Genomic DNA, 20743 nt, shown 5'->3' with positions numbered 1-20743 from the left:
ACACCATGTCGTCGTCTATCGAGGACCGCATCGCCGCGCTGCCCCCGCACCTGCGCGAGCAGATGCGCCGCCGCCTCTCCGGCCGCTCGCAGCAGGCCGACGCCATCAGACCGGCCGACCGGACCCGGCCGTTGCCGCTGTCGTTCCCGCAGCAGCGCCTGTGGTTCCTGGACGGCTTCCAGCCCGGCGGCTCCGGCTACAACAGCGCGCTGGCGCTGCGCCTGACCGGACACCTGGACGTGGCCGCGCTGTCCGCGGCGCTGACCGGGCTCGTGGCGCGGCACGAGTCGCTGCGCACCACGCTCGACGAGGTCGACGGGGTGGGTGTGCAGGTCGTGCACCCGCCGTTCGACCTCGCCCTGCCGGTGGCCGAGTCGCCCGGCGACCTGGACGAGCTGCTGGTCGAGGAGTACTCCCGCCCGTTCGACCTGCGGCGCGGCCCGCTGGTGCGGGCGCTGCTGGTGCGGCTGGCGCAGGACGAGCACGTGCTGCTCGTCACCGCGCACCACGTCGTCACCGACGGCTGGTCGATGGGAGTGCTGACCGAGGAGCTGGGCGAGCTGTACGGGGCGGCCGTCGACGGGCGGGAGGCCGCGCTGCCCGCGTTGCCGCTGCAGTACGCCGACTTCGCCGCCTGGCAGCGGGAACGGCTGTCCGGTGACGCGTTGCGCGGCCAGGTCGAGCACTGGACGCGGCGGCTGAGCGGCACCACCCCGCTGGAGCTGCCCACCGACCGGCCGCGCCCGCCGGTGCGCACCACGAACGGTGCGACGCACGCGTTCACCGTTCCCGCCAAGACCACCGCGGCTTTGCGCACGCTCGCCCAGGAACGCGGCACGATCCTGTTCTCCGTGCTGATGGCCGGGTGCCAGGCGCTGCTGGCCCGCTACGCCGGCCAGGACGACGTGGCCGTGGGCACCGTGACCACCGGCCGCGACCGCCCGGGGCTGGAACGGCTGGTCGGGTTCTTCGTCAACACCGTCGTCCTCAGGTCCACAGTGGACAGCGGGGTGTCGTTCGCCGAGTTCCTGGACCAGGTCAAGGAGAACGTCAAGGAGGCGTACGCCCACGACGAGGTTCCGCTCGAGCGCGTGGTCGACGCCCTGCGCACGGACCGCGACGTCAGCCGCAACCCGTTGTTCGACGTGATGGTGCTGCTGCAGAACGCCGAACGCACCCCGCCGCGGCTGCCGGGCCTGGCGGTCGAGAGGGTCGGACTGGCCCGGCGGGACGCCATCTTCGACCTGACCATCGAGTTCCAGGAGCGGGACGGCCTGCTGGACGGGGTGGTGGAGTACAACACCGACCTGTTCGACGCCGCCACGGCCGAGCGCTTCTCCGGCCACCTCGTGCGGCTGCTCGACGGCGTGGCGACCGATCCGCACCGGCCGCTGGGCGAGCTGCCGTGGCTGTCGGAGGCCGAACGCGAGCAGGTGCTGGTGGGCTGGAACGACGCCCGTCGCGCGCCGGTCGAGGCGACGATCCCCGGCCTGTTCGCCGAGCAGGTGCGCCGGACGCCGGACGCGCCCGCCGTGATCTCCGGCGACGCGACCCTCACCTACGCCGAACTGGACGCGCGGGCCAACGGGCTCGCCCGTGAGCTGGTCGAACTCGGCGTGCGGCCGGAGGACCGGGTGGGGCTGCTCGTGGAGCGGTCCGCCGATCTGGTCGTCGCCGAGCTGGCGATCGTCAAGGCCGGAGCGGCGTACGTGCCCCTCGACGGTCGTGCGCCGGCCGACCGGATCCGGCGGGTCGTCGCCGACTCCGGGATCGCGGTCGTGCTCACCGATGCGCGCAACGAGAACCTGGTCAGCTCCGTCCACACCGTACGGCTCGACGGTGACCGGGGCGGCGCGGCCGATCCCGCCGTCGTGGTGCACCCGGACCAGCTCGCCTACGTCATGCACACCTCCGGGTCCACCGGCACGCCCAAGGGGGTGGCCGTGCGGCACCGCGACGTCGTGGCGCTGGCACTGGACTCCCGTTTCGACGGCGGAGCCCACGACCGCGTGCTGCTGCACTCGCCGTCGGCGTTCGACGCCTCCACCTACGAGCTGTGGGTGCCGCTGCTGCGCGGCGGTCAGGTCGTGGTGGCGCGGCCGGGTGACGTGGACGCCGAGGCGATCAGGGACGCGGTCGGCCGCGGCGTGACCGCGATCTGGTTGACCGCGGGGCTGTTCCGGCTCGTCGCCCAGGAGGCGCCGGAGGCGTTCGCCGGGCTGCGGGAGGTGTGGACCGGCGGTGACGTGGTGCCCGCCGCGGCCGTGCGCGGCGTGCTCGAAGCCTGCCCCGGTCTGACGGTGGTCGACGGCTACGGCCCGACCGAGACCACGACGTTCGCCACGTCGTTCCCGATGACGGACACCGTGCCCGACGTCATCCCCATCGGCCGGCCGTTGGACGGCATGGCCGTCTACGTGCTCGACCGGGGCCTGCGCCCGGTTCCCGCCGGAGTACCGGGGGAGCTGTTCCTCGCGGGCGCCGGCGTGGCCCGCGGCTACCTCGGGCAACCGGGCCTGACCGCCGAGCGGTTCCTGCCCGACCCGTTCGGCCCGCCCGGCTCCCGCATGTACCGCACCGGCGACATCGGCCGCTGGCGCGCGCACGGCGTCGTTGAGTTCGTCGGCCGCACCGACGACCAGGTCAAGATCCGCGGCTTCCGCGTCGAGACCGGGGAGATCGACGCCCTGCTCGTGCGCCACCCCGGCGTCGCCCAGTCGATCACCGTCGCCCGCGTCGACGACGGCCGCAAGCAGCTCGTCGCCTACCTCGTGCCCGCGGCGGGCACGGTCCCGGCACACGCCGAGCTGCGCACGTGGCTCACCCGCGAGCTGCCCGACTACATGGTGCCGTCGGCGTTCGTGGAGCTGAACGCGCTTCCGTTGAGCGGCAACGGGAAGGTCGACCGCCGGGCGCTGCCCGCCCCCGAGGCCCGCACGGCGGCCGACCGCCACGTCGAGCCCACCACGCCGGTCGAACGGGAGCTGGCCCGCGTCTGGGCCGAGGTGCTGCGCGTCGACCGCGTGGGCGTCGAGGACAACTTCTTCGAGCTGGGCGGCGACTCCATCCTCAGCATCCAGCTCGTCGCCCGCGCCCGCCGGGCAGGGCTGCGGTTGTCGTCCAAGGACGTCTTCCTGCACCCCACCGTCGCCGAGCTGGCCGCCGTCGCGACCGCCGTGGCCGACCAGGCGCGGGACGCCCCGGTCGCGGGGCCCGCGCCGCTGACGCCGATCCAGGAGTGGTTCTTCGAGACCGCGCCCGCGAACCCGCACCACTTCACCATGTCCACGCACGTCGAGCTGGCACCCGAGGTGGACGAGCGGGCGCTGGCGACCGCCGTGGACGCCGTGGTCGCGCACCACGACGCGCTGCGGACCCGCTTCACCCGCGACGGCGACCGCTGGGTCCAGGACCTGGCGCCCACTGCGCCGACCGGCGTCCTGCAGGTGCTGACCGGCCTCGACGACCACGCCTGCGACGAGGCCGCCCTCACCGCCCAGTCGAGCCTCGACCTCACCGAAGGCCCACTGCTGCGAGCCCTGCTGTTCCGCCTCGGTGACGGCCGCCGCCGACTTTTCCTGACCGTGCACCACCTCGTCGTGGACGGCGTGTCCTGGCGCGTGCTGCTCGACGACCTCGACACCGCCTACCACCAGGTGCTGCGCGGCGAGCCGATCGCGCTGGAACCGGTGACCACCGCGTTCGCCACGTGGGCCCGCCGCCTGGCAGATCGGGTGCGCGCGGGTGAGCTGGACGCCGACCTCGACCACTGGACCGGCTTCGCCGCCTCCGCCCCCGCCGAGATCCCGGTGGACCACGACGGCGACCCCGCAGAGGACGTCCGGTCGGTCACCGTGCGGCTCAGCGCCGCCGACACCGGGGCGCTGTTGCACCAGGTGCCGGGCGTCTACCGCACGCAGGTCAACGACGTGCTGCTCAGCGCGCTCGGCCGGGCGCTGGCCGGCTGGACCGGGCACGACCGCGTGCTGGTCGGCCTGGAGGGCCACGGGCGCGAGGACGTGCCCGACGACCTCGACCTCTCCCGGACCGTCGGCTGGTTCACCAGCCAGTTCCCGCTCGCCCTGCACGTGCCGGAGGGCGACTGGGGCGGCGTGCTGAAGTCGGTCAAGGAGCAGGTGCGCGCACTGCCGCGCCGTGGCCAGAGCTACGCGGCGCTGCGCTACCTGTCCGCTCCCGGCTCCCCGGCTTCGGCGCTGCGGGACGACCCGCACCCGTTGATCAGCTTCAACTACCACGGCCAGTGGGACGTCGCGGCCGAGGACGACGGGCTCGTCCGCGCTCGCCGCGCCCCGCTCGGCCGGGACAGCGCTCCCGGCAACGCCCGCGCGTACCTGGTCGACGTCGTCGGTCTGGTGGAGAACGGCCGGCTGGAACTCACCTGGCTGTACTCCGGCCGCGTGCACGACGAGTCGACGGTGCGAGCGGTGGCCGACGCGATGATGCGTGGACTGGCCGAGATCGTGGCGCATTGCGCCGAGCCGGGTGCCGGTGGCCGCACGCCGTCGGACTTCCCGCTGGCGCGGCTGGACCAGGCGGCGGTGGACCGGCTGGTCGGCACCGGTGCCGAGGTCGAGGACGTCTACCCGCTGACGCCGCTGCAGGAGGGCATGCTCTTCCACGGCCTGGCCGACCCGTCGTCCACCGCCTACTTCGACCAGGTGCGCCTGCGGTTGACCGGCGTCACCGACGAACGGGCCCTCGCCACCGCGTGGCACCGCGTCGTCGACCGCACGCCGGTGCTGCGCGGCGCCCTGGTCTGGGAGGGCGTCGAGCGGCCCGTGCAGGTGATCCGCTCGCACGTCGACCTGCCGACCACGCACCACGACTGGCGCCCACTGTCCGAAGAGGACCGCGAACGCGAGCTGGAAGCGCTGGGCGCGCAGGACCTCGACCTGCGCCGGGCGCCGCTGATGCGGATCGACCTGGCCCGGTTGTCCGACGACGAGGTGCTGCTGGTCTGGACGTTCCACCACGTGCTGCTGGACGGGTGGAGCCTCGCGCAGGTGTTCGCCGAGGTGTGCGAGCAGTACCGGGCGATCACGGCGGGCGGCGCACCGGAGGTCGTGTCCCGGCGGCCGTTCCGCGACTACCTGCGCTGGCTGGACGCGCAGGACCGGTCCGACGCCGAACGCCACTGGCGTGAGGTGCTGGCGGGTTTCTCCGCGCCCACCGCCCTGCCCTACGACCGCCCGCCCACGCGCGACCACGCCACGGAGTCCTCCACGGCGGTGCCGGTGGCGCTGACCGCCGAGCAGACCGACCGGTTGCGCCGCACCGCCCGCCGCCACGGCCTCACCGTCAACACCGTGGTGCAGGGTGCGTGGGCGTTGCTGCTCTCGCGCTACAGCGGCGAGTCCGACGTCGTGTTCGGCACGACGGTGTCCGGCCGCCCCGGTGAGCTGCCGGGCGTGGAGCAGATGATCGGCCTGTTCATCAACACCGTGCCGGCCAGGGTCGCCGTGCGCGCCGACACCGACGTCGCGACCTGGCTGGGCGAGGTGCAGGCGGCGCAGACGGAGTCGCGCCGGTTCGACTTCGTGTCGCTGGCCGACCTGCGGTCGTGGAGCGACGTCCCGGCGGGGTCGTCGTTGTTCGACAGCGCCGTGGTGTTCGAGAACTACCCGCTCAACGACGTCGCCGAGGTCGGCGGCATCCGGGCGGCCGAGGTGCAGGCCCGCGACACGACGACCTTCGCGCTCACCCTCAGCGCCGTGCTCGACGACCGCCTCCGCCTCGACCTGGCCTACGACCCGCACCTGTTCGACGCCGACACGGCCCATCGCCTCGCCGACCGGCTGCTGCTGCTCGTCGACGCCATCGCCGCCGACTCGGCACGACCGGTGTCCGCATTGCCGCTGATGACCGGCGACGAGCGGCACCAGGTCCTCGTGGAGTGGAACGACACGGCCACCGAGGTGACGGAGAAGTCGGTCGTCGAGGTGTTCGAGAGGCAGGCGCTGTCCACTCCGGACGCGGTCGCGTTGGTGGTGGGGGACCTGTCGCTGTCGTTCGCGGAGCTGAACGCGTGGGCGGACCGGGTGGCACGGGCTTTCGTCGCGTCGGGCGTGAGTCGCGAACGTGCGGTGGCGTTGTCGTTGCCGCGGTCGGTCGAGTTCGTGGTGGCGTTGCTGGCGATCTGGAAGGCCGGCGGGGTCTACCTCCCGGTCGACCCGTCACTGCCCGCCGACCGGGTGGAGTTCCTGCTGCGGGACGCGAACCCGGTGCTGGTGGTGCGCGACGGCCTGCCCGAGTCCGACGACTCGGCCGACCTGGAGCCGGTGGATCCGGGGCAGGCGGCGTACGTGATCTACACGTCCGGTTCGACCGGGCGGCCCAAGGGCGTCGTGGTCGAGCACGGCAGCCTGGTGAACCTGCTGGTGGCCCACCGGGAGGGTTTCGCCCGCGGCCACCGGTTGCGGGTGGCGTTGTCGGCGGTGTTCTCGTTCGACACGTCGCTGGAAGGCGTCGTGCTGATGGCCGACGGTCATGAGTTGCACGTGCTGGACGAGGACGTGCGGCTCGACCCGTCCGCACTCGTGCGGTACGTGCGTGACCGCCGGATCGACTTCTTGGACCTGACCCCGTCTTACGCACGGCAGTTGGTGGAGGCCGGGCTGGTGGACGGCGAGCACCGGCCGAAGGTGCTGATGCTGGGCGGCGAAGCGATCGGCGAGGACCTGTGGCGGCGCCTGGCGGAGGTGCGGGGGACCGTCAGCTACAACTTCTACGGTCCGACCGAGTCCACAGTGGACGCCCTGTCCGGCCGGATCACCGGCGCCGGGCGACCGGTCGTGGGACGCCCGCTGCCCAACACGCGGGCCTACGTGCTGGACGAGGACCTGGAGCCGGTCCCCGTCGGCGTGCCGGGAGAACTGCACCTCGCCGGCATCCAGCTCGCCCGCGGGTACCTCGGCCGTCCGGGCCTGACCGCCGACCGGTTCCTCGCGGACCCGTTCGGCGAGCCCGGCGACCGCATGTACCGCACCGGCGACCGCGTCCGGTGGCTGGCCGACGGCACCCTGGACTACCTGGGCCGCACCGACGACCAGGTGAAGATCCGCGGCTTCCGGATCGAGCCCGGCGAGGTCGAGGCCGCGCTGACGCAGCACCCCGACGTCCGCGAAGCAGTGGTGATCGCACGGAAGGACGAGGGACATCAGCGGCTCGTCGCCTACGTGACGGGTGCCGCGACCGACCTGCGGACCTGGCTGGCGCAGCGGCTGCCCGACTACCTCGTGCCGGCGGCGTTCGTCGAGCTGGACGCGATTCCGCTGAACGCCAACGGCAAGGTCGACCGCCGCGCCCTGCCCGCGCCCGACTTCACCGGGGCGCGCACCGAGCACGTCGCACCGCGCACGGACGTGGAGCGCGAGGTGGCGGCCATCTGGTCGGAGGTGCTGGGCGTGCCCGGCATCGGTGTGCGGGACGACTTCTTCGAGCTCGGCGGCGACTCCATCCTCAGCATCCGGGTGATCTCGCGGCTGCGGGCCGCGTTCGACGTGGAGATGTCGCCGCGGACGCTGTTCACCCACCCGACCGTCGCCGGGATCGCCGCGCTGGTCGCGGAGTCGGCGAAGGCCGGGCTGGCCGAGATCCCCGTGGTGCCGCGCGACGGCGCCCTGCCGCTGTCGTTCGCCCAGCAGCGGCTGTGGTTCCTCGACCAGTTCGAACCCGGAGGCGTCGAGTACCTGACGCCGTCGATCCTGCGGCTGCGCGGCCCCCTGGACGTCGACGCCCTGAACGCGGCGCTGACGACGCTGGTCGCGCGGCACGAGTCGCTGCGCACCACCTTCGACACCGTCGACGGGCGCGGTGTGCAGGTCGTGCACCCGCCGCGGCCCCTCGAGGTGGCGGTGGTGGACGTGACCGAGCAGGAGCTGGCCCACGTCCTGACCCGCGAGACCACCACGCCGTTCGACCTGCGGCGCGGCCCGCTGGTGCGGGTGCTGCTGGCGCGGCTGGGCGAGGACGACCACGTGCTGTCCCTGGTGCTGCACCACATCATCACCGACGGCTGGTCCAACGGCGTGCTGCTCGGTGAGCTCGGCGCCTGCTACGAGGCCGCGACGGGCGGCGGGGACGCGGAGCTGCCCGACCTGCCGGTGCAGTACGCCGACTTCGCGGTGTGGCAGCGGAACTCCTCGACCGAGGAGGCGTTGCGCGAGCACCTGGCGCACTGGCGTCGTGCGCTCGACGGCATGCGGCCGCTGGAGCTGCCCACCGACCGACCCCGGCCGGCGACCCGGGTCAAGCAGGGCGCTCTCGTGCACTTCCAGGTGCCCGCCGAGGTCACCGAGCGGCTCAGGGCGTTGGCCCGCCGGCACGACGGCACGCTGTTCATGGCGCTGGTCGCCGCGTGCCAGGCGGTGTTCTCCCGGTGGTCGGGGCAGCGCGACGTCGCCGTCGGCACGGTCGTCTCCGGCCGTGACCGCACCGAGCTCGAGGGTCTGGTCGGGTTCTTCGTCAACACGCTGGTGCTGCGCTGCGACGTCGACCCGCGCGAGGGCTTCGGGCACCTGCTCGGCCAGGTGCGGGAGACGGTGCTGGACGCCTTCGCCCACCAGGACGTGCCGTTCGAACGGGTCGTGGACGAGGTGCACCCCGTGCGCGACCCCAGCCGCACCCCGCTGTTCCAGGCGATGGTCGTGCTGCAGAACACGGGCGGCGACGAACCGCGCCTGCCCGGTCTGCGGGTCGAGGAGCTGCCGCCGCCGTCGGTCGCGGCCGGTTTCGACGTGTCGTTCCAGTTCCAGGAGGTCGACGGCCGGCTGGAGGCGGTGCTGACCTACGACACCGCGTTGTTCGACGCGGCCACGGCCGAGAGGCTGGTGGCCCACGTCGGCGTGCTGCTCGACGGCGCGACCGCCGAACCCGATCTCGCCGTGGCCGACCTGCCGCTGCTCACCGACGACGAGCTCGTGAACGTGCTGGAGAGGTGGAACGACACCGGCACCGCCGGCCCGGCACCGGCTTACCACGAGGTTTTCCAGGACCGCGCCGCCCGCACGCCCGACGCGACCGCGCTGGTCGACGGAGCCCGGTCGTGGACCTTCGCCGAGCTCAACGCCGACGCCAACCGGATCGCCCACCACCTGATCGCCGCGGGCGTCGGGCCGGAGTCGGTGGTGGCGCTGGCGCTGCCCCGCTCGGCCGAGCTGGTGCTCGCGATCCTGGCCGTGCTCAAGGCCGGTGGCGCGTACCTGCCGGTCGACCCGGAGCACCCGGCGGAGCGGATCGCGTTCGTGCTCGACGACGCCCGGCCGGTGCTCGTGGTGGTGGCGGACGACAGCGTCCACGGCGACCTGCCGCACGTGCGGCTCGACGACCCCGCCGTGGCCGCCCGTCCCGCGACCGATCCGTCCGACGCCGACCGCACGGCGCCGCTGCGGTCGGAGCACGCCGCGTACGTGATCTACACCTCCGGCTCCACCGGCCGTCCCAAGGGCGTCGTGGTCGAGCACCGCAACCTCGCCGCGCTCGTCGCCGACCACCACGCCCGCCTGCTGCCCCGGGACGGCACCGTCCTGCGGGGCATCGCCACCGCCGCGTACACCTTCGACGCCTCCTGGGAGGGCCTGCTCCTGCTGGCCGCGGGCCACGAGCTGCACCTGCTCGACGACGACGTCCGGCTCGACCCGCGGGCCGTGGTCGAGCACATCGCCCTGCACGGCATCGACTTCCTCAGCTGCACCCCGTCCTACCTGCGCCAGCTCCTGCCGGAAGGGGTGCTCGAACGGCCGCTGCTGCTCGCCCTGGGCGGCGAGGCCGTCGGGGAGCCGCTGTGGCGTGCGCTCGCCGAGGCCGACAGCGTCACCGCGGTGAACCTCTACGGCCCCACCGAGTGCACCGTGGACTCCGTGTGGACCGAGATCACCGGCCGGGACCTGCCGGTGATCGGCACGCCGGGGCAGGGCCTGCGCGCCTACGTGCTCGACGCGGGGCTGCGGCCCCAGCCGGTCGGGGTGCCGGGCGAGCTGCACCTGGCCGGTGACCAGGTGACGCGCGGCTACCTGAACCGGCCGGGCCTGACCGCGGACCGGTTCGTCGCCGACCCGTTCGGGCCGCCCGGCAGCCGGATGTACCGGACCGGCGACCTGGTCCGCTGGACCGCCGACGGCGTGCTGGAGTACCGGGGCCGCGCGGACGACCAGGTCAAGATCCGCGGCTACCGCGTCGAACCCGGCGAGGTCGAGGCCGCGCTGGCCGGCCTGCCGGGGGTGGCGCAGGCCGTGGTCGTGGCCCAGGAGGTCGAACCGGGCACCCACCGCCTCGTCGGCTACGTCGTGGGAACCGTTGAGGTGGACGAACTGCGGGCGCAGCTGAAGCTCCGGCTGCCCGACCACCTGGTGCCGTCGTTGTTCGTGCTGCTCGACGAGCTGCCCACGACCGACAGCGGCAAGGTGGACCGCCGTGCCCTGCCCGCCCCCGACGCCGGTGGGTCGCAGGACCACGTGGCGCCGCGCACCGCCGTCGAACGGGAATTGGCGCGGGTCTGGGCCGAGGCGCTGCGCGTGGACCGCGTCGGCGTGCACGACAACTTCTTCGGCCTGGGCGGCGACTCGATCCTGAGCATCCAGGTCGTGTCGAAAGCCCGCCAGGCCGGCCTCGAGCTGGCCACCAGGGACCTGTTCACCCACCAGACCATCGCCGAGCTGGCCACCGTCGTCCGCACGAACGAACCGAAGACCGCGCTCCCGGACATCGCCGGGCCGGCGCCGCTCACGCCGATCCAGCAGTGGTACCTCGACTCCCACACCGACGACCCGCACCACTTCACCATGTCGGTGCACCTGGAGCTGGCCGACGACACCGACGTCGACGCGCTGGAGCGCGCCCTGGCCGCGGTCGTGGCGCACCACGAGGCCCTGCGCACCCGCTTCACCCGCGTGGACGGCGAGTGGGTCCAGGACGTGGCCGACGCCGTGGTCGAGCTGGAACGCCACGACGTGTCCACAGTGGAGGAAGAAGCTCTGGTCACCGCCGCCCGGGCGGGGTTGGACATCAGCCGCGGTCCGGTGATGCGCGCGTTGGTGTTCTCCGGCAAGCGGTTGAGCCTGGTGGTGCACCACCTCGTCGTCGACGGCGTGTCGTGGCGCATCCTGCTCGGCGACCTGGAGATCGCGTACCGCCAGGCCGTGGCGGGCGAGCGGATCACCCTCGACCCGGTCGGCACCCGGTTCACCCAGTGGGCCCACCGGCTCGCCGAGCACGTGCGCTCCGGCGCGTTCGACGCGGAACTGCCGCACTGGACCGCCGCGCTCGGCGTGCCGGGCGACGTGCCGGTGGACCGCGACGGCGCCAACACCGCCGGATCCACGCGCGTGGTGTCGGTGCGGCTGGGCAGGGAGCACACCGACGCCCTGCTGCACCGCGTGCCGGACGTCTACCGCACGCAGGTCAACGACGTGCTGCTCAGCGCACTCGGCCGGGCCCTGTCGGCGTGGACCGGACGGGACCGCGTCGCCGTGACGATGGAGGGCCACGGCCGTGAGGACGTGCTCGACGGCGTCGACACCTCGCGCACCGTCGGCTGGTTCACCACGCAGTACCCGGTCGCGCTGACCGTGCCCGCCGGCGACTGGGGCGTGGTGCTCAAGTCGGTGAAGGAACAGCTGCGGGCCGTTCCCGGCCGCGGGTTCGGGTTCGAGGCGCTGCGCCAGCTCCGCGCGAACTCCCTGACCGGGTCCGCGTTGCCGCCGGTGAGTTTCAACTACCACGGCCGGTTCGACGTGGCAGCGGCCGAGGAAGGCCTGGTTCGCGGCCGGTTGGACGACCGCGGAGCCGACTCGGCCGCCGACAGCCCGCGGCCGTTCCAGCTCGACGTCGTCGGCGGCGTCGAGGACGGCGAACTCGTGCTGTCCTGGTTCTACTCCGAGCACCTGCACGACGAGTCGACCGTGCGGACCGTCGCCGAGGCCGTGATGTGCGGGCTGGCGGAGATCGTGGCGCACTGCGCCAAGCCAGGTGCCGGTGGCCGCACGCCTTCGGACTTCCCGTTGGCGCGGTTGGACCAGGCGGCGGTGGACCGGTTGGTCGGCACCGGTGCCGAGGTCGAGGACGTGTATCCGCTGACCCCGCTGCAGACCGGAATGCTGTTCCACACACTGGTGGACGACACGTCGACCGCCTACTCGAACCGGTTCCGGCTGCGGCTGTCCGGGGTGTCCGACCCGGACGCGCTGGCCGAGGCGTGCCGCCGGGTCGTGAACCGCACTCCGGTGCTGCGCGGCGGCGTGGTGTGGGAAGGCGTCGAGGCACCGGTGCAGGTCGTGCGCCACCGCGTCGACGTGCCGATCACCGTGCACGACTGGCGCCACTTGCCGGTCGAGGAGCATGACGCCTCAGTGGGCGGGGAGGAGCTCGACCTCACCACGCCACCGTTGCTGCGCCTGGCAATCGCACGACTCACCGACGACGAGGTGGTGCTGCTCTGGACGGCCCACCACGTGCTGCTGGACGGGTGGAGCTTCGCGCAGGTGCTGGCCGAGGTCTGCGAGCAGTACACCGCGGTCGTGCGCGGTGCGGAACCGGAGCTCCCGCCGCGGCGGCCGTTCCGCGACTACCTGCGGTGGCTGGCCGGGCAGGACACCGCGGCGGCCGAACGGCACTGGCGCCAGGTGCTCGCCGGCGTCGAGGCGCCGACCCCGCTGCCGTGGGACCGCTCGCCGGTCCAAGCGCACCGCGCGGAGTCCAGCGCGTCCGTCCACGTCGAACTGGACGCCGGCCGCTCGGCCGCCCTGAACCGGGTCGCCCGCGCCGGCGGGCTGACCGCCAACACCGTGGTGCAGGGTGCGTGGGCGTTGCTGCTGTCGCGCTACAGCGGTGAGTCCGACGTCGTGTTCGGCACGACGGTCTCGGGACGCCCGGCGGAGCTGCCGGGCATCGGGTCCATGGTCGGCATGTTCATCAACACCGTCCCCACCCGCGTCCGGGTCGACCTGGACGCTCCGGTGCTGCCGTGGCTGCGGGACCTGCAGGCGGCGCAGACGGAGTCGCGGCGGTTCGACTTCGTGTCGCTGGCCGACCTGCGGTCGTGGAGCGACGTCCCGGCGGGGTCGTCGTTGTTCGACAGCGCCGTGGTGTTCGAGAACTACCCGGTGGACGAGCTGCTCGACGACTCGCAGGGCGTGCGGGTGCAGGAGGTGGAGGGCGCCGACACCACCAGCTTCCCGCTGGCCCTCAGCGCGAACCTCGGCGACCGGCTGCGGCTGGAGCTGGACTACGACCCGCGGCTGTTCGACGCCGCCACGGTCGAACGCCTCGCCACCCGTCTCGCGGCGGTGCTGGAGGGCATCGCGACCGAGCCGGCCCGTGCGCTCGGCGAGCTGCCGTTGATGACCGACGACGAACGCCGCCAGGTGCTCGTGGAGTGGAACGCCACCGACGGCGAGGTGTCGGCGCAGTCGGTCGTGGAGGTCTTCGAGAGCCAGGCGGAGGCCACACCGGACGCCACCGCCCTGGTGGTGGGGGACCGGTCGTCGTCGTTCGCGGAGCTGAACGCGTGGGCGAACCGGGTGGCGCGGGTGTTCGTGGCCTCGGGGGTGGGACCGGAGCGCGTGGTGGCGTTGTCGCTGCCGCGGTCGGTCGAGTTCGTGGTGGCGTTGCTGGCGATCTGGAAGGCCGGCGGGGTGTACCTGCCGGTCGACCCGTCGCTGCCCGCCGACCGGGTGGACTTCCTGCTGCGCGACGCCGACCCGGTGCTCGTGGTGCGCGGGTCGCTGCCGGACGCCGACGACCAGGACGCCTCGAACCTGGCTCCGGTGCGCGGCGACCACGCCGCCTACGTCATCTACACCTCCGGCTCCTCCGGACGGCCCAAGGGTGTGGTGGTCGAGCACGGCAGCCTGGTCAACCTGCTGGTGAACCACCGCGAGGACTTCGTGGCCGGGAACCGGTTGCGCGTCGCCCTGTCGGCGGTGTTCTCGTTCGACACGTCGCTGGAAGGCGTCGTGCTGATGGCCGACGGTCATGAGTTGCACGTGCTGGACGAGGACGTGCGGCTCGACCCGTCCGCACTCGTGCGGTACGTGCGTGACCGCCGGATCGACTTCTTGGACCTGACCCCGTCCTACGCACGGCAGTTGGTGGAGGCCGGGCTCGTGGACGGCGAGCACCGGCCGAAGGTGCTGATGCTGGGCGGCGAAGCGATCGGCGAGGACCTGTGGCGGCGCCTGGCGGAGGTGCGGGGGACCGTCAGCTACAACTTCTACGGCCCGACCGAGTCCACAGTGGACGCCCTGTCCTGCCGGATCACGGCCGATGCGCCCGTCGCGGTCGGCCGGCCGTTGCTGAACGTGCGCGCCCACGTGCTGGACGAGCAGCTGCGACCGGTGCCCGTCGGGGTGCCGGGAGAGCTGTTCCTGGCCGGCGCGCAGCTCGCTCGCGGGTACCTCGGCCGTCCGGGCCTGACCGCGGACCGGTTCCTCGCGGATCCGTTCGGCGGTCCGGGGGAGCGGATGTACCGCACCGGTGACCGGGCGCGGTGGCTGGCCGACGGCACGCTGGACTACCTGGGGCGGACCGACGACCAGGTCAAGATCCGCGGCCACCGGGTCGAACCCGGTGAGGTCGAAGCCGTGCTGTCCCAGCACCCCGGCGTGCGCGAGGCCGTGGTCATCGCCCGCCGGGTCGACGGGCACCAGCGGCTCGTCGCCTACGTGACGGGTGCGGCGACCGACCTGCGGCCGTGGCTCGCGGACAGGGTGCCCGACTACCTGGTCCCGTCGGCGTTCGTCGAGCTGGACGCGATTCCGTTGAACGCCAACGGCAAGGTCGATCGGCGCGCGCTGCCCGCACCGGACTTGCAGGCCGCGGCCTCGGCCTACCGCGCCCCGCGCACCCCGGCCGAGGAGCGGGTCTGCCGCATCTGGGCCGACGTGCTGGGCGTGTCGCGGGTCGGGCTCGACGACAACTTCTTCGAGCTCGGCGGCGACTCCATCCTCAGCATCCGGGTCGTGTCCCGGCTGCGCGCCGAACTGGACGCGCCCGTGTCGCCGCGCGTGCTCTTCACCTCGCCGACGGTCGCCCGGCTGGTCGAGGAGATCGGGGCGGGGACGGGAGCGGCCGGGGACGTCATCCCGAGGACGTCACGCGACGGTGCTCTACCGTTGTCGTTCGCGCAGCAGCGGCTGTGGTTCCTCGACCAGTTCGAGCCGGAGAGCACCGACTACCTGTCGCCGTCGCTCCTGCGGCTGCGCGGTCGTCTGGACGTCGACGCCCTGAACGCGGCGCTGACCGCGCTGGTCGCGCGGCACGAGTCGCTGCGCACCACCTTCGACGGCGTGGACGGCCAAGGTGTGCAGGTCGTGCACCCGCCCCACCCCGTCGAGGTGCCGGTGCTCCACGTGCTCGGCGGCGAGGACGGCCTCGCCGAGGTGCTGGAGCGGGAGAGCACCCGCCCGTTCGACCTCGCTCGAGGCCCGCTGCTGCGGCCGTTGCTGGTGCGGGTGGCCGAGGACGACCACGTGCTCCTCCTGCTGGCGCACCACATCATCACCGACGGCTGGTCCAACGGCGTGCTGACCGCCGAGCTGAACGCGCTCTACCGCGGTGAGGCACTGCCCGACCTGCCGATCCAGTACGCGGACTACGCGGCGTGGCAACGGGAAAGGCTCACCGGACCGCTGGCCGAGGAGCAGCTCTCGTTCTGGCGGGACCGGCTCGCCGGCGTCACCCCGCTGGAACTGCCGACCGACCGGCCGAGGCCCGCCGTCCGCACCAACCGCGGCGCGGTGCACCTGTTCACCCTGCCCGCGGACGTCGCCGACGCGCTCAAGGCACTGGCGCGGCAGCAGGACGGCACCCTGTTCATGGCGCTGGTCGCCGCGTGCCAGGTGCTGTTCGCCCGCTGGTCCCGGCAGGACGACATCGCCGTGGGCACGGTGACCTCCGGCCGGGACCGCGCCGAACTGGAGGGCCTGGTCGGGTTCTTCGTCAACACGCTGGTACTCAGGTCCACTGTGGACGGAAGTGCGACGTTCCGCGAGTTCCTCGGCGAGGTCCGGGGTGGGGTGCTCGACGCGTTCGCCCACCAGGACGTGCCGTTCGAGCGCGTGGTGGACGAACTGAAGCCGGACCGCGACACCAGCCGCACCCCGCTGTTCCAGGCGATGGTGATCCTGCAGAACACCCCCGACGCCGTGCCGGAGCTGCCCGGCCTGCGCGTCGAGGACCTGCCGTTGCCGAAGGTGGCGGCCAACTTCGACCTCACGTGGGAGTTCCAGGAGGACGACGACGCACTGCACGCGGCGGTCAACTACAACACCGACCTGTTCGACGCCGCGACCGTCGAGCGGATGGCCGGGCACCTGCGCGTGCTGCTGACCGCCGCCGCCACCGACCCCGACCTCCCGCTGGCCGACCTGCCGTTGATGGACGAAGACGAACAACGGACCGTGCTGCACGCGTGGAACGACACGGCCCACGCCGTGCCCGACGCCACCATCACGGACCTGTTCGAGGCGCAGGTGCGGCGGACGCCGGAGGCCACCGCGGTGGTGGACGGCGGCGAGACGTGGACGTACGCCGAGCTCAACGCCCGTGCCAACCGCGTGGCGCACCGGCTGATCGCGCAGGGCGTCGGCCCTGGCCGGTACGTCGCGATCTCGTTGCCGCGCTCCGCCGAGCTGCTCGTGGCGGTGCTGGCCGTGCTCAAAGCGGGCGCCGCGTACGTGCCGGTCGAGCCGGACCAGCCCGCGGACCGGGTCGCGTTCGTGCTCGGCGACGCCCGGCCGGTCCTGGTGCTCGACGACCGCGACTTCCTGCGCGGCGAGGACGGCCGGGACGACGATCCCGGCGACCACGACCGGACCACGCCGCTGTCCACCGGCGACGCGGCGTACGTGATCTACACGTCCGGGTCGACCGGCAGGCCCAAGGGCGTGGTCGTCGAGCACCGCTCGGTGGTCGACTACCTGGCCTGGTCGATCGAGGTCTACGGCGGTCTGCGCGGGGCGGCGGTGCTGCACTCGCCGGTCTCGTTCGACCTCACCGTCACGACGCTGTTCGGCCCGCTGCTGGCCGGCGGCCGCATCGTGGTGAGCGACCTGGACGAGGACGCGGTACCGGTGGAGCAGGCGGCGTTCCTCAAGGCCACGCCGAGCCACCTGTCGCTGCTCGGTGCCGTGCCGGCGGAGCTGTCGCCGACCGGTGACCTCGTCGTCGGTGGCGAGCAGCTGCTGGGCGCGGTGGTGGACGAGTGGCGGCGCGCGCACCCGACGGCCGTCGTGATCAACGAGTACGGCCCGACCGAGGCGACCGTCGGCTGCATGGAGCACCGCGTCGAGCCGGGCGAACCGGTGGACCCCGGACCCGTGCCGATCGGCCACGCGGCCTGGAACACCCGCCTCTACGTCGTGGACGACCAGCTGCGGCCGGTCCCTCTCGGGGTCCCCGGTGAGCTGTGCATCGCGGGGGACGGCCTCGCCCGCGGCTACCTGAACCGGCCCGGCCTCACCGCGGCCTCGTTCGTGGCGTGCCCGTTCGGTGTGCAGGGGGAGCGGATGTACCGCTCCGGCGACCTGGTCCGCAGGCGTGCGGACGGCGTGGTCGAGTACCTGGGCCGCATCGACGACCAGGTCAAGATCCGCGGCCACCGGGTCGAGCCGGGCGAGGTCGAGTCCGCGCTCCTGCGGCACCCGCGGGTGGCCGAGGCCGCCGTGGTGGCCGCGGACACCGGCCAGGGCCACGCCCGCCTGGTCGCGTACTTCGTCGCCGCCGGTGAGGTGGGCACCGCCGAGCTGCGCGCGTTCCTCGCGGACCGCCTGCCCGCCTACATGGTCCCGTCCGCCTTCGTCGCGGTGCCGGTTCTGCCGGTGACGCCCAACGGCAAGCTCGACCGGGCGGCGCTGCCCGCTCCGGAACCGCTCGCCGACGGGGAAGGCGAGTACGTGGCGCCGCGCACGCCGGTGGAGACCACGCTCGCCAGGGTGTGGGCGGATGTGCTGGGAGCGGAACGGGTCGGGCTGCGGGACAACTTCTTCGAGCTGGGCGGCGACTCCATCCTGGTGATCCAGGTGGTGTCGCGGGCGCGGAAGGCCGGGCTGACCCTGACCACCAAGTCCCTGTTCCGCAACCAGACGATCGAGTCGCTCGCGCCGTTCGTCACCGAGCTCGAAGCCGAACCGGTGAACACCGCCGAGGTCGTCGGCGACGTCCCGCTCACCCCGATCCAGCGGTGGTTCTTCGAGACCCGCACGGCCGTGCACCACTTCGCCCAGTCCATGCTGCTGGAGCTGACCGCGGACCTGGACGAGACGGCGCTGGAAAGCGGCCTCGCCGCCCTGGTGGCGCACCACGACGCGCTGCGCATGCGGTTCGAGCACGCCGGCGGCGAGTGGCGTCAGCACAACGCCCCGGTCGAGCCGGGCGCGGTGCTGGAGCGGTACGACCTCAGCGCGATCGGTGAGCCGGAACGGCAGGCGCACATGGTGAAGATCGCCGACGAGGCGCACTCGGGCTTCGACCTCGCCGAGGGGCCGTTGTACCGGTTCGTGCTGTTCCACGGCGACGACATGCCGGCGCCGCTGCTGTTCCTCACCGTGCACCACCTCGTCGTGGACGGCGTGTCCTGGCGGATCCTGCTCGACGACCTCGACACCGCCTACCGGCAGGCGGTCCGCGGTGAGCCGGTGGACCTGGGCGCGAAGTCGACGTCGTTCCGCGAGTGGGCGGACGGGCTGACCCGGCACGTCGCCGGGGGAGCGCTGGACCACGAGGTGGACCACTGGGCGTCGGCGCTCGGCGCGGCCCCGCTGCCCGTCGACCACGAGGAGCCGACGCCGGGCACCGCCGCGGCCGAGGTGCACGTGGTGCTCGACGCGCAGGACACCGACGCACTGCTGCACGACGCGCCGACGGCCTACCGCACCCGGATCAACGACGTCCTGCTCGCCGCGCTGGCGTCGGCGCTGTCCCGGTTCACCGGGCAGCGGACGGTCTCGCTCGACATGGAGGGGCACGGCCGCGAGGACGTTCTCGGCGCGGACCTGTCCCGCACGGTCGGCTGGTTCACCACGCTCTACCCGGTCGGGCTGACGCTGCCCGGCGACGGCGCCTCGTGGCGCGACCTCGTCAAGGCGGTGCGCAGGCAGCTGCGCACGGTGCCGGGCAACGGGTTCGGCTTCGGCGCGTTGAAGCACCTGGGCACGCCGGACGTGCGGGAGCGCCTCGCCGGGCAGGGACCGCAGGTGGTGTTCAACTACCTCGGCCAGTCCGGCAGCACCGCCGAGGAGGCTTCCGGAGGGCTGTACCGGACGGTGCTCGACCCCATCGGCCAGGACGGTGACCCGACCGACCGGGGACCGCACCTGCTGGAGGTGGTCGGCGGCGTGGCGGCGGGCGAGCTCCGCTTCACCTGGCACTACCAGCCGGACCGGCACGAGGAGGCCACGGTGCGGCGGGTCGCGGAGGACTTCCTCGACTCCCTGCGCGGCATCGCCGCGGACTGCAGGAGCGGCCGATGAGCACGCCGTTGTCGCGCAACAGGAACTACCGCCTGCTGTGGGCGGGACAGGCCCTGTCCGAGGCGGGGGCGAGCGCGTCGGTCATCGCGCTGCCCCTGCTGGTGCTCCTGCTGACCGACTCGGCGGCGGCGTCCGGTGTGGTGCTGGGCGTCTCCGCCGCCGCGCAGCTGGTCGTCGGCCTGCCGGCCGGTGCGCTGGTCGACCGCTGGAACCGCAGGACGGTGATGCTGGTCTGCGAAGCGGTGCAGGCACTGGCCGTGGCCCTGCTGGTGGCAGGTCTGTGGTGGCAGGCCGTCGGCGTGGAGCACGTGGTGGTGGTCGTCATCGTGCTCGGCGTCTGCCGGGCGCTGTCCGAACCGGCGGAGGAGGCGCTGCTGCCCGCCATCGTGCCGGAACCGCAGCTCCCGGACGCGGTCGCGATGAACGCCGCCCGCGGCTACCTCGGCCAGCTCTCCGGCACGGCCCTCGGCGGCCTGCTGTTCGGCCTGTCCCGCGTGCTGCCGTTCGTGGTGGAGGCGGTGACGCACGTGGCGACGTTCCTGGCGTTGCTGTTCATCCGCGTCCCGCCGCGCAAACGGGAACCGGCGCCGCTCAGCCGGTTCCACCGCGAGGTCGGCGAAGGCCTGCGCTGGGTGTGGACCCAGCCGGTGGTGCGGGTGGTCGCCTTCTGCGCCGTCGGTCTCAACCTGTTCTTCCAGGCGTTCTACCTGCTGATGATCGCCATCGCCCACCAGCAGGGCGTGCCGGCGGCACAGATCGGGATCATGGGCGCGATGCTCGGCGCGGGCGGCGTCCTGGGCGCGCTGGTGGCGCCACGGCTGCACCGCGCACTGCGCCCGCACCGGGCGATCGTCGCCGTCTTCTGGGCCATCACCGCGCTCATCCCCGCGTCGCTGTTCCTCGAGCCGGGGATCCCGACCGGCGTGGTGTTCGCGGCCGCCGCGTTCCTGGCCCCCACCGCGAACACCACGATCACCACCTACCAGCTGCTGCTCACACCGGACGAGCTGCGCGGCAGGCTGAGCAGCGTGATGGGCGTGGCGCTGGGCATCGCCTCGATCGCCGGCCCCGCGGTCGGCGGCCTGCTGGTGGACCTGCTCACCCCCACGGCGGCCATCCTCACCTGCGCCGCCGGAGCCGGCCTGCTGACGATCTACGCCACCGCGAACACCACCCTGCGCAGGTTCTCCCGCGAAAGCGACAGCCGGATCGGCGTTTCCGCTGAATGAGAATTCGCTGATCCGGCTGTCGCGACCGCG

The 20743-nt window shown here is 73.2% G+C and carries 2 protein-coding genes; both read left to right on the top strand.

Features of this window, described 5'->3' with window-relative positions:
• The first annotated feature begins 5 nt into the window (after positions 1–5).
• Positions 6–19484 carry a non-ribosomal peptide synthase/polyketide synthase gene (locus tag V1227_RS09795; RefSeq protein ID WP_329792188.1) on the top strand — a complete coding sequence of 6493 codons (19479 nt, stop codon included), beginning with the start codon at positions 6–8 and terminating at the stop codon, positions 19482–19484.
• On the top strand, positions 19481–20713 hold the full coding sequence (locus V1227_RS09790; RefSeq protein WP_329792187.1) for an MFS transporter: 1233 nt from the start codon (positions 19481–19483) through the stop codon (positions 20711–20713). The genes V1227_RS09795 and V1227_RS09790 overlap by 4 nt, the downstream gene beginning before the upstream one ends.
• The last annotated feature ends 30 nt before the right edge of the window (positions 20714–20743 follow it).

Origin of the sequence: Lentzea sp. DG1S-22, from assembly GCF_036321065.1 — a bacterium.
Taxonomy (GTDB): domain Bacteria; phylum Actinomycetota; class Actinomycetes; order Mycobacteriales; family Pseudonocardiaceae; genus Lentzea; species Lentzea jiangxiensis.
Note: the sequence above shows the minus strand (reverse complement) of the source record. Positions and strands in the feature narration are given on the sequence as shown.

Coding starts and splice junctions, on each gene's coding strand:
- V1227_RS09795 (WP_329792188.1), top strand. CDS start 6: ATGTCGTCGTCTATCGAGGACCGCATCGCCGCGCTGCCCCCGCACCTG.
- V1227_RS09790 (WP_329792187.1), top strand. CDS start 19,481: ATGAGCACGCCGTTGTCGCGCAACAGGAACTACCGCCTGCTGTGGGCG.